Below are 16,567 nucleotides of genomic sequence, written 5' to 3'. Positions count from 1 at the left end.
AGAAATCTGGGTTGAGGTCGCTACACTTTATCGGCCAGGAAGCGGGCCGTGTGGTTGGTGTCTTTCAGCTTCACCATGTCTTCGGGTGTGCCTTCGAACAATAAATGCCCCCCATTGAGGCCACCTTCCGGGCCGAGGTCGATAATCCAGTCGGCGCATTTGATGATGTCGACGTTGTGCTCGATGATGAGGACCGAATTGCCTTGTTCAATAAGGGCATTCAGTGCTTTAAGCAGCTTGTTGATGTCGTGGAAGTGTAGGCCAGTGCTGGGCTCGTCGAAGATGAAGAGGATCTTATCCTGCTGCAAGGTGGCACCTTTGGTCAGGAAGGACGCCAGCTTCACGCGCTGGGCCTCGCCACCCGAAAGCGTGTTCGCCGACTGGCCTAGGCGGATATAGCCTAGTCCTACGTCGTCGAGCGGCTTGAGGCGCTCGGCTACTTTGGGCTGGCCTTTGAAGAACTCCACGGCATCAGCTACCGTCATGTCGAGCACGTCGTCAATGCCTTTATCCTGGAATTTTACGTCCAGAATGTCCTGCTTGAACTTGTGGCCATTGCAGCTTTCGCAGGTCAGGTAGATGTCGGCCATAAACTGCATCTCAATCTTCACTTGGCCTTCGCCTTGGCACACTTCGCAGCGTCCGCCTTCGATATTGAAGCTAAAGTGCGACGGTTTCAAGCCGCGCGCTTTGGCTAGTGGCTGCTCCGAAAACAAGGTACGGATAGCGTCGTAGGCCTTCACATACGTCACCGGATTAGAGCGCGACGACTTGCCAATCGGGTTCTGATCGACAAACTCTACGTGTGTCACCTGCCCATTCACGCCCATGAGGCGATCGAACCGGCCAGTAGCTTCGCCAGCCCCGCCACCGAGTTGCTTCATAAGGGCGGGGGCCAAAATGCGCTTTACCAGCGTCGATTTGCCCGAGCCCGATACGCCCGTCACCACCGTCATCACGTTCAGCGGAAACTTCACGTTGACGTTTTTGAGGTTGTTTTCGCGGGCACCGGTTATTTCCAGGGCATTGCGCCAGGGGCGGCGCGAGGTAGGCACTTTCACCTCCATTTTGCCCCCCAGATACTGCCCAGTGTAAGTGCTGGTGTTCTTTAGTATCTCGGGGTAAGTGCCTTGGAACATGAGGTTGCCGCCGCCTGAACCAGCTTCCGGGCCGATGTCAATAATTTGGTCGGCCTGCTCCATCATCATCTCCTCGTGCTCCACCACAATCACGGTGTTGCCGAGTTTTTGCAAGGAGCGCAGCACGCCAATCAACTGCTCCGCATCCTTGGGGTGCAGGCCGATGCTGGGCTCATCGAGAATATACATGGAGCCTACCAGTGCCGAACCCAGCGACGTAGCCAGCGAAATACGCTGCGATTCGCCTCCCGAGAGCGTGCTGCTCAGGCGGTTGAGCGTAAGGTAGCCTAGGCCCACGCGGTGCAGGTAGCCCAAGCGGTTGGTAACTTCTGTCACCAAGCGCTCGGCCACTTTGGCGTCGTGCTCGGTTAGGGCCAGGTTGTTGAAAAACTCCAGGGCCTTGCTCACCGGCAGCAGCACCACGTCGGTGATGCTCTGGCCGTCGATTTTGACGTATTGGGCGTCTTTGCGCAGGCGGGTACCGCGGCAATCGGGGCAGGTGGTGCGGCCCCGATAGCGGCTTTGCAGCACGCGGTACTGAATTTTGTGGGTCTGGGTGCTTACCCACCGGAAGTAAGCGTCGAGGCCCTCGAAGTACTTGTTGCCGTCCCAAAGCAAGCGGCGCTCGGCTTCGGTCAGCTCATTGTAGGGGCGGTGAATGGGGAAATCGAAGCGGATGCCGTTTTTCAGCAGGGGCTTCAGCCACTCACTTTGCTTGTCGGTGCGCCAGGGGGCAATTGCGCCCTCAAACACAGTCAGATTTTGGTCGGGAATAACGAGGTCTTCATCAATGCCCAGCACGGAGCCGAAGCCTTCGCAGGTCTGGCAGGCGCCGTAGGGGTTGTTGAAGCTGAAGAAGTTAACGCTCGGCTCCTCGAAGCTCATGCCGTCCAGCTCGAAGCGGTCGGAGAAGGTGCGAGTTTCATTGTCGAGGCGCACCAGGCAGGTGCCGTGGCCCTCGAAAAAGGCCGTTTGCACCGAGTCGGAGAGGCGGAACTGCAAATCTTCGTCGCCGGGCCGGATCACGGCGCGGTCAATCATGATGTGCACAGCGCCCTTTACTTCCGGCTTGCCTTCCCCAATCAGGTCTTCGATGAACGACACTTCGCCGTCCTCGGTCACCACCCGCGAGTAGCCTTTTTGCAGTAGCAAATCCAACTCTTTGCTCATCTTCCGGCCTTCCTCGGAAGGAGTCAGCGGAGCCAGCAGCATCACGCGGGTACCGTCGGGTAGCGTAAACAGAAAATCGACCACGTCGGCCACGGTATCCTTGCGCACCTGCTCGCCGCTGACGGGCGAAAACGTGCGACCTACGCGGGCAAACAGCAGCTTGAGGTAATCGTAAATCTCGGTGCTGGTGCCGACGGTGGAGCGGTTGTTCTTAATAGAAACCTTCTGCTCGATGGCAATGGCCGGCGAAATGCCCCGGATATAATCGACGTCGGGCTTGTCCATGCGACCCAGAAACTGGCGGGCATAGCTGCTCAAGCTTTCCACGTACATGCGCTGACCTTCAGCGTACAACGTATCAAACGCCAGGCTCGACTTACCCGACCCCGACAGCCCCGTCACGACAATAAACTTGTTGCGCGGCAGCGCTACGCTGAGGTTTTTGAGATTATGAACCCGGGCATTTTTAATCAGAATAAACTCGCGCGGATCAAGCGCGTCAATCGGGTCGTCCGCGGGGGCCGACACCTGGAGGGAAGCAGTTTTGGGCATAGGTAACGTAACAGCCGGCAGCGGGTGGAAGGTTTCGCCTACAGCGTTTTGAATTCGCAAAGGTACGGCGGGGGTGGTTGGGTTGGTAACTGCCGAGTTGTTTTGCGCGATGGTTGGCAGCTGCCTGATTAATGTGAATAAGACTACAGTTGGTATGATTTACGCTATTATCTTGCTTACCGAGGATGTATTGCTACTGTAAGTAATAGAGCCAATATAAATTTTGGCAGCAATCTTCAAATTGATACAGTTATTAATTCCTGATAGAAATAAAGTGCCAAAAAAAATAAAATCAGCAGGACTTGACCTTTCTATATATATAATAGTCGCTGCTGTTCTCGGAACAGTTTTGACAGGTTATATAGCTTACAGGGCTTCATTAAGTGAGCAAAAATTCTTTTCATTAAGCCTCTTGGCTTTATTTACAGGACTTTTGTTTGAGAGTTTTAGAATAACTAACAATTGGAAGCATGTCATTTATAAGTTTATTTGGTCTTATTTTTTTAGTTTACTTTGTTTCTTACCCGGCAAGAAAGAAGTGAATTATATATTTGAGAATCACATCAAAATGTGGCCTTACTATTTCATTGTAATTTTCTCCTTAATAACAGTTAGCATTTATAAAGATAAGGTTATAGCTAAGCTAACAGAAGGAATTACGCTTTTACTTTCATTATCGCTTATTTACTGGGTTATTGACTATGGATTTATTAATATAGATCATTGGTTCATACAAGTCTTATTAATACTCTCATTGTTTCTTTCAGTATTTTCTATTATAAACGCACTTACATATTTCAAACTATCAAAAACAATAAGGTTGATACTTAGCACTTGGAGTACAATAGTTATGTTTGCTTTTGCTATTGACAACATTATAAGAGTTTTTCAAAATGAAGATATTGAAACGACGAAGTATTTATCTCAAGGACTATACATTGCGCTTCAATATTTTCTATTAGGTGTTTCTGCTGTTTACATAATGCAGAACATGATACTGTTATCAGGTTTTTTACCAAACAAAAATGGTAACTACAAAGTAGATTTAAGAAACCATAAGAGAGATCATATTGAAAGATACTCTGACCAGCAAGTTTCAATATTATCTTCTATACTCTGTATCATTTTTACTACAACAGTCTATGGACTAAATTATAAATATCAAATACTACCTAGACACACCATGATTTGGCTTCTTTTCTTAATATTTCCATTAATTCTAATTCTAATAGAAAAGGTTGGAGCCCAATTGGCGCGGGTTACTCTACGCTAAACTCGCGCAAGCACTCGGGCGTTTTAGGCTTTCCTCTCTAAATCAATTATGCCCATCGAAGTCATAAATGCGGACGTGACGCTGGAGAAATTTTCCGGCAAAGGTGGCTGGACGTATGCGCCCGTGCCGGCGCCAGCGTCGTTTGCGGGTTCCAAGGGCTACTTCAGCACACTACCAGTGAGTGGGCACATCGATGCGTTTGAGTTGACCAACACTCACTTGATGTCCATGGGTCAGGGTCGGCTGTTTCTGCCGGTGAAGGCCGCTATCCGCAAGCAGTTGGGCAAGCAGGCCGGCGACGTGGTGCGGCTGGTGCTCTTCTGCCCCGATGCGGAGGCACCGCTCACCGTATCCGCCGATGACTTTCGGGAGTGCCTGGCGGAGGTGCCCGGCGCGCTGGAAGCCTACGAGCGCCTGCCTGCCGCGCACCAGCACGCCTGGGTGGCGTGGGTAGCGGCAGCCTCCACCGATGAGCAAAAGGTAGTTCGCGCCGAAACCGCCTGCACGCGGCTGGCACATTTGCCCCCCAACACGAAAAGCTGCCTGCCGCCGACGTAAAAAAGCCCCCCAGCGGCGGCTGAGAGGCCATTTAAACCTTACTAAAACACCTTTTGACCGTCATGCAGAGCGCAGCGAAGCATCTCGCGTGCTGACGTCAGGTTAGTAATCCAGCTAAACACGCGAGATGCTTCGCTCTGCTCTGCATGACAAGAATCTACGCTGCATGACAAAAAATGTACACATGCTCTAATGCAGGTCGTTGTAGCTAATCACTTTCACGCCGGGCATGGCCGCTAGAATTTCGCGCATGCCTTTGCCGTGCGAAGCTCCAACCCCAACGATGACCTTTTTGGCGCCTTGCTGACGGGCCTGGCGCACAATATTCTCGCACATCCCCTGGTTGCGCCGCTCATATTGCACCTTCATCCCCTTCACCGACTCCGTGGGAAAACCCGGCATTCCGTACAGGGCCTCACCGCCGTAGAAATTCATGGCCTCGTCTACCGCGTCGTAGGCGGGCGTATTCATGAATTGATAATAAATCATCTCCTGGGTTAGGGTTTCGGTGGGCTTAATATCGTCCCCAAATGTGTGGTAGGCCACCACGGCGGCCTGCATTTTCTTGGCCGTTAGCGCCTCGGCAGAAGTGGAGTCGGCTTTTACCCGCGCCTTGAGCGCTTCTACCGCCACGGCCGTGCGGCTCCATTCTTGGCTCCATTCCTTATCGTACTTCTGGCAATCCATGGGGTACACTTGCGGCAGTCCCAACTCATATACTAGAGGGAAATAAATCCGGTCGTACTCGGTGCCGGGGCGCAGTAGCTTCAGCTTTCGTAAGGAGTCGGCGCCACCGAGCACCGTGTCAAAGTAGGCCAAGTCGGCGGGACTGAACTTGGGCTTTTGGTACTTTTCCAGAATGTGCAGTTGGTACTCGGCGTTGGCCCGGTCGTAGGCCAGCACGTAGTTGCGGGCCAGCTCTATTCGGGTAGCGTGCTTGTCGGGCGCTTTCCGCAGCCTCTTTTCCTGCTTGCTGATTTCCCGCGCCAGGTTCTTGGGCACTACTGGCGTACGCCGCATGATGTAGCGGTAGCGGGGCATAAACGTATACCGGCTGTAGGTGCTGTCATCGGCCACTTTCAGCTCCGCCGGCAGCATGTACTCACCGAACACCATATCCGGTTGATAGGCCTTTAGCTTGTCAATAATAGGCCGGTATTTTTCCGGCTTGCTGGGGTTTCCGTGGGAGGAAGCCACCAACACAACTTCAAGCGGTGCTTGGGCACTAACGTTGCTGCTAAAGCCCGCGCGAAGCAGTGTGATGGTGAGGAGGAAAAGTAGTGATTGTTTCACTAGATGTTGCTGTGATTTTTAATAAAGGATAGGGTGTAGAGTTAAGATGCTAACAGTGGGATAAAAGGATGCTTGGGGGCTTTTTTATTTATAACAACCCCTACCGTCATGCAGAGCGGAGCGAAGCATCTCGCGTGTTTACCAGGATTACTAATCCCGCATCAGCACGCGAGATGCTTCGGCTCTGCCTTTGCATGACGGGCGAAATAATTGGGACAATCCTTCTAACAGCTTTCTTATTTAGCCAAAACGGGTAGTACCGCCTGCGTCCAGATTTCATAGCCGGCGCGAGTCATATGCAGACCATCTTCTAGGAATAGCTCCGGGCGGGGTTTGCCATCGGCGCCGAGCATGGGCGCACCCACATCCACGAAGCGCAGCCGCTTGGGGTGAGCCTCGATGTATTGACGGATGAGGTTGTTGGCCTCCTGCATTTTGGGGTAAAGCGCCCACCGGGCCAGACTAGGCTTGATAGACAGAAAAACCAACTGCGACTTGGGCAGCTTCCGGCGCATGAGCTTTTCAAACGTGCAGAACGACGCATATACTTCCTGGGGTGTGGCACCGGCGGCAATGTCGTTGTCGCCTTCGTAGAGCACTACTTGCCGCGGCCGGTAGCGCACCACCAGCTGATCAAACAACTGAATGGCATCGGGAAAGCGCGAGCCGCCGAAGCCGCGGTTGAGCACAGGTTGATTGGGGAAGTCGGTGGCCAGCGTTTCCCACATGCGGATGGATGAGCTACCGTAGAACAGAATAGCGGCGATGGGGGGCTTTTTGAGGCTGTCCTGGCGTGCAAATGCTCGTAGCTCAGTCGTCCACTGGGCGGCGCTGGCAGAAGGCGGAGCCGTTTGGGCGAAGCCCGTCAGCGCGACCAATAAAAAGAGCAGAACAGCAAAAGCGCTCCTCAGAGCCTGAAGCAAACGTAGCCGAAAACGAAGCATAGAGTCGAGCATACTACTGATGAAAGATTAGGCAGCTGGTACTCACTGAGGCATCAAGGTAGCGGAAGCAACGCGATTCTCAGCTAAAAAAGCCCCCGCAAGCCGCCTGACAGCCACAGCAACCGGTGGTACTGGTCGGTGAGTTTCTGCGCCTGCCTTAGTAAATATAGCATGTAGCCAATGGCAAAATTTAGAGATGGGTATACTATTCCTATCACTGGCCGGCGTTTTGCACCTGCCTGCGTCAGCTATTCATATCCCTCCCTATGCATACCGCCACCCCATTTCTGCTGCTATTTCAGCTCCTACTTTCCTGCAGCACCTCAGCGCTGGGCGCTGCTGCTCCGGCTCTGGGGGGCAAATGGAGTGGGACCCTGAAAATACCGAACGGCAAGCTGCTCCAGCTTCAGCTGCACATCACCGACAATAATGGGAAGCCCACGGCCAGCCTAGATATTCCGACCCAAAATGCGCGTGGCATTGCCGTAGAGCGAGTGGAGGTGCGCGGCGACAGTCTGCTGTTGCAGTCGAATGCCATTCGAGCATCCTTCGCGGGCCGCATAGCACCTACTGGGGGCTAATTACGGGTAAATGGCGGCAAAATGGCGCTAAGCTGCCACTGCTGTTGCAGCGCACCAGCACCGCCGTAGTGGCGGCTGCCGCGGCGGCTACCCCAACTATTCCGCCGAGCAAGCCTGTGGCCAGCAAGAACGCAAAACGGCCACAAGAACCCCAGGCACCATTTCCGTATCGCGAAGAGGAGGTGCGTTTTACAAACAAAAGCGCCGGTATCAACTTCGCCGGCACCCTAACGGTGCCGCAGGGTGCGGGCCCGTTCCCGGCCGTCGTGCTGCTTTCGGGTTCTGGGGCCCAAAATCGCGACCAAGCCGTGTTTGGGCACCGCCCGTTTTGGGTAATTGCCGACTACCTGACCCGCCGCGGTATTGCCGTGCTGCGCTTCGATGATCGGGGGGTGGGCCAGTCGGGGGGCAATTCGGCCACGGCTACGGCCGCTGATTATGCCACGGATGCCCAGGCTGCCCTGGATTTTCTGCGTACCCGCCGCGACTTAAATGCCAAGCAACTTGGTTTGGTAGGGCACAGCGAAGGCGGCACAGCTGCTATTATAGCCGCTAATAAAGCGCAAACGTCTAACTTCCTAGTGCTACTGGCCACGCCCGGCGTGCTTGGACCTGAGGTTATCGTGCGTCAGACCTTGGACATCTCTCGTCTGAAAACCAATGACCCCAAAATTCTGGCTGGCGTAGAGCAGCGCCAACGGGCCCTGCTCAACATCGTGCAGCAGATCAGCGACAATAAGCATGCGCGGGCCCGTCTTATTCCGGCCATGATTCCGCCCATTCCGCTGCCTCCCGAGCAAGCCGCGCAGATGCAGAAACTAGCCGAAAATAAGGCTGACATGATGACTACGCCGGCTTACCGCTATATGCTGGAGGATAATCCGCCCAAAAACCTGCGCACGATTAAGTGCCCGGTGCTGGCGCTTAATGGCTCCAAAGATCTGCTGGTAGCGGCTGAGCCTAATCTGAAGTCAATCGAAAAAGCATTGAAAACCGGGGGTAACCGCGACGTGACCGTACGGGAGCTATCGGGCCTAAACCACCTTTTTCAGACAGCCCCTACTGGTGCCGTCACCGAGTATGAGGGCCTTACGGAAACATTCTCCCCCACGGCACTACAAGCCCTGGGCGATTGGATCGTTCAACGAGCCAAGTAAGGTCACAGACTAGTTATTAAGACAATTATCTTTTTCCGCTATTGCATAGATAACAAGCGAACGGCACGCCGATTGCGCTAGTGAAAATATTTGTCTTAAATTATCCCAAAATAGCTTAATCGCCTATATTAATCACTATTCAGCAAGTGATAGGCGAGAAAACTATTGTTGCGTTTGACTGACTCCCAAGCAGAACATAATTAAACTTTATGAAGAAATCTTTATTCATTTCTCTGTTAGCGTGCCTGCTGATTTGGCTACCTAACCTTAGCCAAGCTGCTGATCCTGCCCCGCTAAAAGGCCAGTGGAAAGGGATGCTGAAGGTACCAGGAGGCAGCCTAGAGCTTATTATCACGATTATGCCGCTTACAAACGGCTCTTACTATGCAGCGCTGGATGTGCCTAAGCAGCGGGTTAACCGCATGCCGGTAGAGGTTGAGCTGAAAGGCAACGACCTGACGCTACGTATGGAGCAGGCTGGCAGCAGCTTTGTAGGCAAAGTAGGGCAAGGAGCCGCTACCCTCACCGGTACTTGGAAGCAGCCTGGCCTCACCGCTCCGCTTGTACTGAAGCGCTTGGTTGTTTCTACGCCGCCCGTAGCTAAAAAAGCGCGCCTTACTCCCCCCTACCGCGAAGAGGATGTTGCGTTTATGAATGCCGCGGCTAAGCTCAAGCTGGCCGGCACGCTGACGGTACCAGCCGGACCAGGTCCGTTTCCGGCGGTGGCTCTCTTATCTGATACAGGCCCGCAGGATCGGGACGCCGGGCAGCAGGAATACCGCATGTTTGGGCAGCTGGCCGATTATCTCACGCGCCGCGGCATTGCCGTATTGCGCTTTGATGATCGAGGTGTAGGCAAATCGGGCGGAGATTATCGTACTGCTACTACCGTCGATTTGGTAGGCGATGCGCAGGCTGCCTTAACGTTTTTGCGCTCGCGCGACCTCATCGACCCGCAGCATGTGGGGTTGCTGGGGCACGGGGAAGGGGCCAACGTAGCCTTACTAGCTGCGGCCGACCAGCACACGAAGACGCCTGATTTCGTGGTATCCTTGGCGGGCTACGGCCTAACCGGTCGGGACGTGCTGCTGCGTCAGCAAGTAGAAATTATGCGGCTTATTGGCTCAGATGCTCAGCAAGTGCAAGCGGCCGTAGACCTTCACAACCGTATGGTGGAAGTAATACGCCAGACACCCGATGATACGCAGGCGCGAGCTAAGCTGGCCGGCATCCTGCGGCTCAATAACACGCATATTGACCCGGTGATGGCCAAAGCACGCGCTATTCAGCTCACCACGCCGTGGTCGCGCTACTTCATGGATTTTGATCCTACCCACAAATTATCTGACGTAAGATGCCCGGTGCTGGCGCTCAACGGCGTGGATGACTTACAGGTAGCGGCCCGCACGAATCTTTCTATGTTATCGAAAGGTCTCAACGCTAACCGCGATGTGACCGTGCACAAGCTGGCGGGCGTCAATCACTCTTTTCAACCCGACATGAAAGATTGGCCCATTGTGAACGGACAGCAGCAGCCGGCTTTCTCCCCCAAAGCGCTGGACACCATCCGCGAGTGGGTGATGGATCGTAGCGGGCAGCCCGACGCTAAAAAGTTAGCAGCGCACACCACGTTTTTCAAACGACTGAAGCCTAACTTCGCCAAGCAGCCTAAGAGTCAGGCGAGCCGGTAGCATCATTTGTTTTTGGCATAAACTAGCCCAGCGCTTTCTCCGCTCAACTGCATGAGAAAGCGCTGGGCTAGTTTCGTTTGTGCATTTATAAGCGCACCCCAACGCTGTAGCCAACCCACCCCAGTACGCGAGTACTGGCGCTGCCTTCATCCAGCCACAAGCTGCGGTTCTGCAGCAGACTGGAATACACTTGAGCACGCTCCGTATCGTAGCGCTGGGTGACGAGCACGCTCACCGTCGGCCCGGCCACTAAGCGCAGGCGGCCACCGGCTTTCAGCGGGGCGAAGCCTACTAGCAGGCGCAGCTGGTTGTGCAGATTCAGGTCTTCAGTCCAGCCGCGGCTTTCCTCATTTACGTGCATAGCTACCGCATCGAGGCTAAAGCTGAGGCGACGCCGAGCAAATACCTCGGTGCCTACACCATAGCCAAGCCCCCAGCGTCGGTCGCGGTTGCCAAAGCCATCGTAAGCGCCCGTGAAAAAGGTATAGAAACTAGGTGAGCCACCCAGCTTCAGGCTGGCGCTCACCGGCCACGATTCCGTATTAATAACCTCAAAGCGATGGTAGCCACGGCGCACAAAGTTGAGCGGCGCAATACTGACGCCCGCCACTGAGTCAGCAATATTGAGCAACCCCGCCACCTGCACACCCCGCACCGTACCGCCTACATTGAATAAGCCTGCGGCCTGCGCCCCTCGCACTTCTCCCAAGGCGACGTTGAATAATCCCGCGGCCTGCATCGTTGGTCGGCCGGGGAGCATTTTAGCATCTGTGTTCTCACTATCCGTTGGCTGGGGGGCTTTTTTGGCAGGACCAACATAGTTGAACAGGCCAGCCGTTTGAGCCCCGCTTACGGGCCGGATAGCTACGTTAAATAAACCCGCAGCTTGCCACCCAGTGGCGGTGCCACCCAGCACATTCAGCAAACCTGCGCCCTGAAAGCCAGTGAGGTTGCGCCCTACTATGTTAGCCAAACCAGCCACCTGCACGCCCCGCACCGAGTCGCGGGCCACGTTGAAAAGACCCGCGGCTTCTACTCCATTTACCCCCGCCGAATAGCCCCCAGTACATTCAAGGACAGTCGGTTTACCGTTTGGCCACTACGCAATCCATTCGACCCCAGAGGCCCCAGAAAAGACACCTGCACCTGTTTGGTAACAGTAGGCCCCCTCGTTTTTTCTGACGAAATCTCAGGAGTGGTAGGCTGCGCTGTAGAATCAGATGAGGCGGTTGCGGCGAGTGTATCCACTGAGTTGGATGGCACAGAGGCCGTACTCGCGCTGGTAGGTGGCGCAGCGGTTGGCACCGATTGGGTTCCTGATTTCGCCCTATCATTCGTAGCCACGGTGGTCGAAGTCTGGGGGGCTTTTTTCTTACTTGGTAGCGGTTTACTAGATGCTGTCGGCTTGTTGGGGGTTGAAGTAGTCGCTACAGTTGCTTTCGTCGCGGCACCCTTGCTTGCGGCGTTTGCACCTGAGTCGAGGCTAGGCTTGGACGGAGTTGTGGAGTGCAGCACCACTTGGTCGCCCACCAACTCATAGCCGATGTTTTTACCCGCCAGCACTGTGTTGAGCACGGAGCGCAACGATTGATTTTGCACATTGAGCGTCACGGGCTGGCTCAGATCGAGCGCCGTATTGCTGTAAGAGATACGCACGCCATATTGGCGCCGCAGCGTACGCAGCACCGATTCGAGCGGCGCCTGATTGAAGGTCACCGTCACTTTGCGCTCCAGCACAGAGGCGGAGCTATTTTGGGCCTGAGTAGGTAGCCCGCATAGGGCAAAAAGCAAGGCCAAGGCTAGGCATATGCGGTTTCGCATAGCTATGTTGAGTTAAAAGGCAAAAGAAAATCCGAGCTGCTAGCGGCAGCCCGGCCCGTCGAGTGTATAGCCGGCGCCTAATTGGCTTACCGTTAAGTTGGCCGATAAACTCACCACGCGTAGCACCTGGGGTAGGCTAGCCTGGGCAAAGGTGCCCGTGAATCGGCAGCGCCCGAGGGCCGGGTTAGCAAGTGTTACGGGCTGGTCGTAGTAGCGGGTCAGCGTTTGAGCAAGCTGTTCCAACGACTGATTGTCGAATACCAATTCCTGGCGCTGCCAGGCGCGGAAGTTAGGATCTACAATAGGTTTTTGCACGGCCGCCGTGGGTGCCACCCGATGAATTACCCCGCGCAAACCCGCCGTAAGCAGCACCGAATCCGAACCAGTCGGTAAGCGGCGCACGGGGCTAAAAGCCACTCTCCCCGTTACTACGGCCACCTCCACGGAGTCCTCGGCGCCGTAGGCTCGTACGTTGAAGGAAGTGCCTAACACCTGCGTGCGGGTCTCATTGGCAAGCACTGTGAATGGGCGGCCTTGGTCTTTTTTCACTTCGAAAAACGCTTCTCCTTGCAGCTGCACAACCCGAGCAGTTTGGTTGAAGTTGACAGCGTAGCTAAGCGTAGAGTGTCGATTCACCCACACCTTGCTGCCATCGGGTAAAGTGGTTTGCTGACGCTGAGCACCGGCTGTTACGGTTACCATTTCCTCCTGCCGGTTATTGAGCAAGAAGATGCGGAGCACGCTCCAAACGCCGACGAGCAGCAATACGGCCGCTGCTACCGGCAGCCAGGGCCGCGCAGCGGGCCACAACGGTACCACTTTTCCAGCCGGTATTGCTCCCTGAATTGGGGCTGCTGGAGCTAGGTCAGCGGCTATCCGGAAGCGCTGCCAAGCTGGCTCAACATCAGCCTCCGAAAACTCCTCAGCGGCGGTACCGCCCCGCTCCCACGCCCGAACGGCGGCAGTAAGCAATTGCAGATGCTCCGGCGTAGCCGTCACCCAAGCGTGCAGTTCTTGTTGTTCCGACGCAGACGCCTCCCCGGCCAAGTGTTTGGCCAAAAGATCCCAGGGGGCATCCGTGTCGGAATACAAGTTGGGCATGAATGAAAGCGGCAAGTGAGCCTGCTAAAGTCGGTATTTTCGGGATACCGGATGGGGGTGAGAAAGGCAGTTTAGCAATTCCCCCGAAGCAATGCAAGTCAGCCTAATTATCGGCTAGCACCTTGCCCGAACCCGTAATTCGGCTACTTACGACGGGGGCGCCACGGTAGTATACCGAGCCACTGCCGTTAATGTCGGCATTAAGCGTTCGTGAGGCACGCACGTAGCTTCTACCCGATCCATTTATTGCTACGTAGCTATCCTGCGTGTCCAGATCGTAGGCATCTACGCGGCCCGAGCCGCTGATATTCACGTTGTGGCTGTGTGCGTTCCCGCTCAGCTTTGCCGCACCCGAGCCGGATATGCTCGTCCGCAGGGCATCGGCCCGATTGAAGTTCAAGCTAGCCTCCCCCGAACCGGATACACCCACCCGGAAGCTGGTAGCCGTCCAGGGTGTTGTGCTACTCACTTTCCCTGAGCCTGCTACCTCCACTTCCGTTAGGGCAGGCACCGTAATATAGATTCGAACCGGATCATGGCCGCGCACATTGTAGCGTCCATACTCTATCTCCAGCTTGTCACCGGCTAGTTCTGTTTCGAGCACGTCGAGAATGTTGCGCTGGGCTTCGATGCGCACTTGCTGGGGGCTGCCTTGGGTCAGAATCACATCAGCGTCAATTTTAAGCTCCAGGCGGCTGAAGTTACTGATGGTTCGGGTTTCGGTTTGGGTCGGGCCCGTGCCGCGAACACTTGGGCCTAGTATATCCCCTTCGTGGTTACAGGCAGTCGTGGTGAACAGCGAAGTGGATACTGCTAATAAGAGAAGTAGCTTTTTCATAGCTGACAATAGGTTGGGAGATGGGAATGCTTTCAGTAGTAAGATTCACATCCCTGCCTTTACCCCTACGTCAGATAAAAATATTTTTTCGCTGCAGCTTTTACCAACACAAAAAGCTGTGTAGCAAGCCCTGCAAGCCTTTTCGAAGCATTCGAAGCGCTTTGCCCATCTGGTTCTCTACCGTTTTGGGGGCCACTTCCAAGGCATCGGCAATCTGCTGGTAACTCATGCCTTCCTGCCGACTTAATAAGAAGACGGCGCGGCATTGGGGCGGCAGGGTGTCAAGAGCGGCGGCTACGGCAGCTTCGGCTTCCTGTCCGTAGACTTGCTCGTCGGTGGTGTTACGGCCCGAATCAGGTAAGCTAGCTCTGTCCCACGCGACTTGGCGCTTCTGACGAGCGGCGTGGCGCAAGGCAGAGTTCATGGCTGCCCGGAATAAGTAAGCTTGATAGGTGGAAGTAATGTGGAGAGTTTCGCGGTTTTTCCACACGTTCAATAACACGTCTTGCACCAAATCCTCGGCTACGGCTCGATCCTGCACTACACGAAAAGCGACATTCGCCAACGACCGATAGAAGGCTCGAAATAGCGTTTCCATAAACGCCTCCGCATCCGTATGCTGCAACTCCGCCAAGCGAAGCTCCAAATCAGCGGCAGGTTCGGTAGCGATGGACATAGTGAGGTGGGTGAAAGCAACCACAACTCCTGAAATTCACCTAGTAAAACAGCTCGTCTAAACAGTCTGAATAAGCGGTAGAACCCACGCTACTATTCACTTAGCTGTATCACTTGATTTCTGCGATGTCGCAAATTATAGTGGAGCTATATACTCAATCAGGTAACTAATATGGGTGCAACAATACAGCTTTACAGGCTGATACACCACCTCAGGTTCCTATATTTTATTTGAAAAATACTCTAGTGTTTAAACAGGGTTGTTGGCGTAGGATAAAGACTCTCAATGAAGCACTTAGGCTGCTGCCACTGGCTTCGGCTCGGGTGTTAAATCGAGATGGCGCAGCTTATTCGCTTTAATCGCCGTGATACCAACGACTAGTAAGGTCATGGCGCCGCCAAATATCACGGATGGCACTACGCCCATGAGCCGCGCCGCCGCACCCGATTCGAAGGAACCGATTTCGTTGGATGAGCCAATAAAAATGTTGTTCACGGCCGAAACTCGGCCTTTCATATGCTCCGGGGTGAAAGTGTGCAGCAGCGTAGAGCGGACAATTACTGAAACGGCGTCGAAGGCGCCAGTAAGGAACAGCAGAACTAAAGACAGCCAGAAATTACGCGACAGCGCAAAGCAAATGGTAGCGACGCCAAACCCAGCCACCGCCCACAGGAGCTTACGCCCGGCCCGACGCCTCAATGGGAAGTATGTCATCATCACAGCCATTAGCACCGACCCGACCGCCGGCGCCGCGCGCAGGTAGCCTAGCCCTTCAGGACCCGTACGCAGAATATCATCAGCGAAAATGGGTAGTAGAGCTACGGCTCCACCGAATAGCACCGCGAACAAATCGAGCGATAAAGCCGCCAGCACCAACTGGTTACTAAAAATAAACTGCACCCCCGACAGAATACTTTCCTTCAGATTTAGCCGCTCCCCTTCTATCTGCGGAAGGGCGCGGCCAGCAATGCTACCGTACAGCAGCAAGGCCAGCGCCATCAGCACTGCATCGACACCGTAGGCGGTATTGATGCCGGCTTTGGCAAATAAAAGCCCCCCAATCGCTGGTCCGAGCACCGCAGCCGCCTGATACGTAGTGCTGTTCCAGGTGATAGCGTTGGATAGGCGCTCACGGTCAGGGATAAGCTGGGGCATGAAGGAAAACAAAGCTGGCCCTAGAAAGCCACGCGCAATTCCACTCACGAATATGACGGCATACAGTGGCAGCGTATAAAACTGATCCTTCGCCAGCAGCCACGACCCAACAGGGCGGGTAAGCAGAAACAACGTGACTGAGCAGAAAAGCAAAGCCGTGACGGCCGCCACAATAATGTTCTTCCGCCGTACGGAGTCCGCGACGTGCCCGGCGTAAAGCGATACTACAATACTCGGTATTGCCTCGGCCAGGCCAATTAAGCCAAGAGCTAACGGATCATTAGTAAGCTGAAACATTTGCCAGCTTACCACAACACCCTGAATTTGGGTAGCGACAGTCATGCACACACGAGCCGACAACAAACGTCGAAATTCGGGCAGTCGCAGAGCGGCGTATGGATCGTGGGGCCCGGTAGAGGAAAGAACGGACATAATATAAACGCAGGTCGAAATCGTGCTCAAAGGTAGCGCAACCCCACTGGAAAGCAGAGCTGTCACGCGTCGGCCTTCGCTTTATCAGTAGGGTAGTGCTGCGTACAATCAGCGACCAGAATTAGTTTTCACACCATACATGAGCGACTAACAAGCCAATAAAGGTGTGGAGAGTTGCAGTGGTCC

General features: G+C 54.4%; 14 protein-coding genes. 5 read left to right on the top strand and 9 right to left on the bottom strand.

Features of this window, described 5'->3' with window-relative positions; all coding sequences use genetic code 11:
• Nucleotides 1–20: 20 nt before the first annotated feature.
• Nucleotides 21–2,861, bottom strand: coding sequence for an excinuclease ABC subunit UvrA (gene uvrA / locus G7064_RS14155; protein WP_166074092.1), 2,841 nt, complete (start codon nucleotides 2,859–2,861; stop codon nucleotides 21–23).
• A gap of 223 nt (nucleotides 2,862–3,084) precedes the next feature.
• Between uvrA and G7064_RS14150 the strand changes: the two genes are divergently transcribed.
• The gene (locus tag G7064_RS14150; RefSeq protein ID WP_166074091.1) at nucleotides 3,085–4,134 is read left to right on the top strand and encodes a hypothetical protein; all 1,050 of its coding nucleotides are present in this window, start codon (nucleotides 3,085–3,087) and stop codon (nucleotides 4,132–4,134) included.
• A gap of 48 nt (nucleotides 4,135–4,182) precedes the next feature.
• Nucleotides 4,183–4,692: a YdeI/OmpD-associated family protein gene (locus G7064_RS14145; protein WP_166074090.1), complete on the top strand. Its 510-nt coding sequence runs from the start codon at nucleotides 4,183–4,185 to the stop codon at nucleotides 4,690–4,692.
• Between the two features lie 189 nt (nucleotides 4,693–4,881).
• On the opposite strand, the gene G7064_RS14140 is transcribed toward G7064_RS14145, so the two are convergent.
• On the bottom strand, nucleotides 4,882–5,985 hold the full coding sequence (locus G7064_RS14140) for a DUF5694 domain-containing protein (RefSeq protein ID WP_166074088.1): 1,104 nt from the start codon (nucleotides 5,983–5,985) through the stop codon (nucleotides 4,882–4,884).
• Nucleotides 5,986–6,221: 236 nt separating this feature from the next.
• Nucleotides 6,222–6,929 carry an SGNH/GDSL hydrolase family protein gene (locus tag G7064_RS14135; protein WP_166074087.1) on the bottom strand — a complete coding sequence of 236 codons (708 nt, stop codon included), beginning with the start codon at nucleotides 6,927–6,929 and terminating at the stop codon, nucleotides 6,222–6,224.
• 266 nt (nucleotides 6,930–7,195) lie between these two features.
• On the opposite strand from G7064_RS14135, the gene G7064_RS14130 reads away from it, so the two are divergent.
• The 3 genes from G7064_RS14130 to G7064_RS14120 all read left to right on the top strand — a co-directional run bounded on the left by G7064_RS14130 (nucleotide 7,196) and on the right by G7064_RS14120 (nucleotide 10,358).
• The gene (locus G7064_RS14130; protein ID WP_166074086.1) at nucleotides 7,196–7,510 is read left to right on the top strand and encodes a hypothetical protein; all 315 of its coding nucleotides are present in this window, start codon (nucleotides 7,196–7,198) and stop codon (nucleotides 7,508–7,510) included.
• A 44-nt stretch (nucleotides 7,511–7,554) separates the two neighbouring features.
• Nucleotides 7,555–8,667, top strand: a complete 1,113-nt coding sequence (locus G7064_RS14125) for an alpha/beta hydrolase family protein (protein WP_166074085.1) — start codon at nucleotides 7,555–7,557, stop codon at nucleotides 8,665–8,667.
• Nucleotides 8,668–8,876: 209 nt separating this feature from the next.
• Nucleotides 8,877–10,358: an alpha/beta hydrolase family protein gene (locus G7064_RS14120; protein ID WP_166074084.1), complete on the top strand. Its 1,482-nt coding sequence runs from the start codon at nucleotides 8,877–8,879 to the stop codon at nucleotides 10,356–10,358.
• An 85-nt stretch (nucleotides 10,359–10,443) separates the two neighbouring features.
• Here the strand turns inward: G7064_RS14120 and G7064_RS14115 are convergent, their stop codons facing one another.
• The 6 genes from G7064_RS14115 to G7064_RS14090 all read right to left on the bottom strand — a co-directional run bounded on the left by G7064_RS14115 (nucleotide 10,444) and on the right by G7064_RS14090 (nucleotide 16,381).
• On the bottom strand, nucleotides 10,444–11,370 hold the full coding sequence (locus tag G7064_RS14115; protein WP_166074083.1) for a hypothetical protein: 927 nt from the start codon (nucleotides 11,368–11,370) through the stop codon (nucleotides 10,444–10,446).
• A gap of 29 nt (nucleotides 11,371–11,399) precedes the next feature.
• A complete protein-coding gene (locus G7064_RS14110) occupies nucleotides 11,400–12,179 on the bottom strand; it encodes a DUF4974 domain-containing protein (protein ID WP_166074082.1) in 780 nt (259 codons plus the stop codon).
• 39 nt (nucleotides 12,180–12,218) lie between these two features.
• Nucleotides 12,219–13,280 carry a FecR family protein gene (locus tag G7064_RS14105; RefSeq protein WP_166074081.1) on the bottom strand — a complete coding sequence of 354 codons (1,062 nt, stop codon included), beginning with the start codon at nucleotides 13,278–13,280 and terminating at the stop codon, nucleotides 12,219–12,221.
• A gap of 103 nt (nucleotides 13,281–13,383) precedes the next feature.
• A complete protein-coding gene (locus G7064_RS14100; RefSeq protein ID WP_166074080.1) occupies nucleotides 13,384–14,118 on the bottom strand; it encodes a head GIN domain-containing protein in 735 nt (244 codons plus the stop codon).
• Nucleotides 14,119–14,218: 100 nt separating this feature from the next.
• A complete protein-coding gene (locus G7064_RS14095; protein ID WP_166074079.1) occupies nucleotides 14,219–14,794 on the bottom strand; it encodes an RNA polymerase sigma-70 factor in 576 nt (191 codons plus the stop codon).
• A gap of 294 nt (nucleotides 14,795–15,088) precedes the next feature.
• Entirely contained in the window at nucleotides 15,089–16,381 is a 1,293-nt protein-coding gene (locus G7064_RS14090) for an MFS transporter (RefSeq protein ID WP_166074078.1), read from the bottom strand.
• Between the last annotated feature and the right edge of the window lie 186 nt (nucleotides 16,382–16,567).

Source organism: Hymenobacter sp. HDW8 (assembly GCF_011305775.1).
Lineage (GTDB): Bacteria > Bacteroidota > Bacteroidia > Cytophagales > Hymenobacteraceae > Hymenobacter > Hymenobacter radiodurans.
This window is presented reverse-complemented; position numbering and strand designations above follow the sequence as displayed.

What these genes read in the sequence shown, in the direction of transcription:
- G7064_RS14110 (WP_166074082.1), bottom strand. Translation starts at nt 12,179, where the DNA reads ATGCGAAACCGCATATGCCTAGCCTTGGCCTTGCTTTTTGCCCTATGC.
- G7064_RS14145 (WP_166074090.1), top strand. Translation starts at nt 4,183, where the DNA reads ATGCCCATCGAAGTCATAAATGCGGACGTGACGCTGGAGAAATTTTCC.
- G7064_RS14105 (WP_166074081.1), bottom strand. Translation starts at nt 13,280, where the DNA reads ATGCCCAACTTGTATTCCGACACGGATGCCCCCTGGGATCTTTTGGCC.
- G7064_RS14100 (WP_166074080.1), bottom strand. Translation starts at nt 14,118, where the DNA reads ATGAAAAAGCTACTTCTCTTATTAGCAGTATCCACTTCGCTGTTCACC.
- G7064_RS14135 (WP_166074087.1), bottom strand. Translation starts at nt 6,929, where the DNA reads ATGCTTCGTTTTCGGCTACGTTTGCTTCAGGCTCTGAGGAGCGCTTTT.
- G7064_RS14130 (WP_166074086.1), top strand. Translation starts at nt 7,196, where the DNA reads ATGCATACCGCCACCCCATTTCTGCTGCTATTTCAGCTCCTACTTTCC.
- G7064_RS14120 (WP_166074084.1), top strand. Translation starts at nt 8,877, where the DNA reads ATGAAGAAATCTTTATTCATTTCTCTGTTAGCGTGCCTGCTGATTTGG.
- G7064_RS14095 (WP_166074079.1), bottom strand. Translation starts at nt 14,794, where the DNA reads ATGTCCATCGCTACCGAACCTGCCGCTGATTTGGAGCTTCGCTTGGCG.
- G7064_RS14090 (WP_166074078.1), bottom strand. Translation starts at nt 16,381, where the DNA reads ATGTCCGTTCTTTCCTCTACCGGGCCCCACGATCCATACGCCGCTCTG.
- uvrA (WP_166074092.1), bottom strand. Translation starts at nt 2,861, where the DNA reads ATGCCCAAAACTGCTTCCCTCCAGGTGTCGGCCCCCGCGGACGACCCG.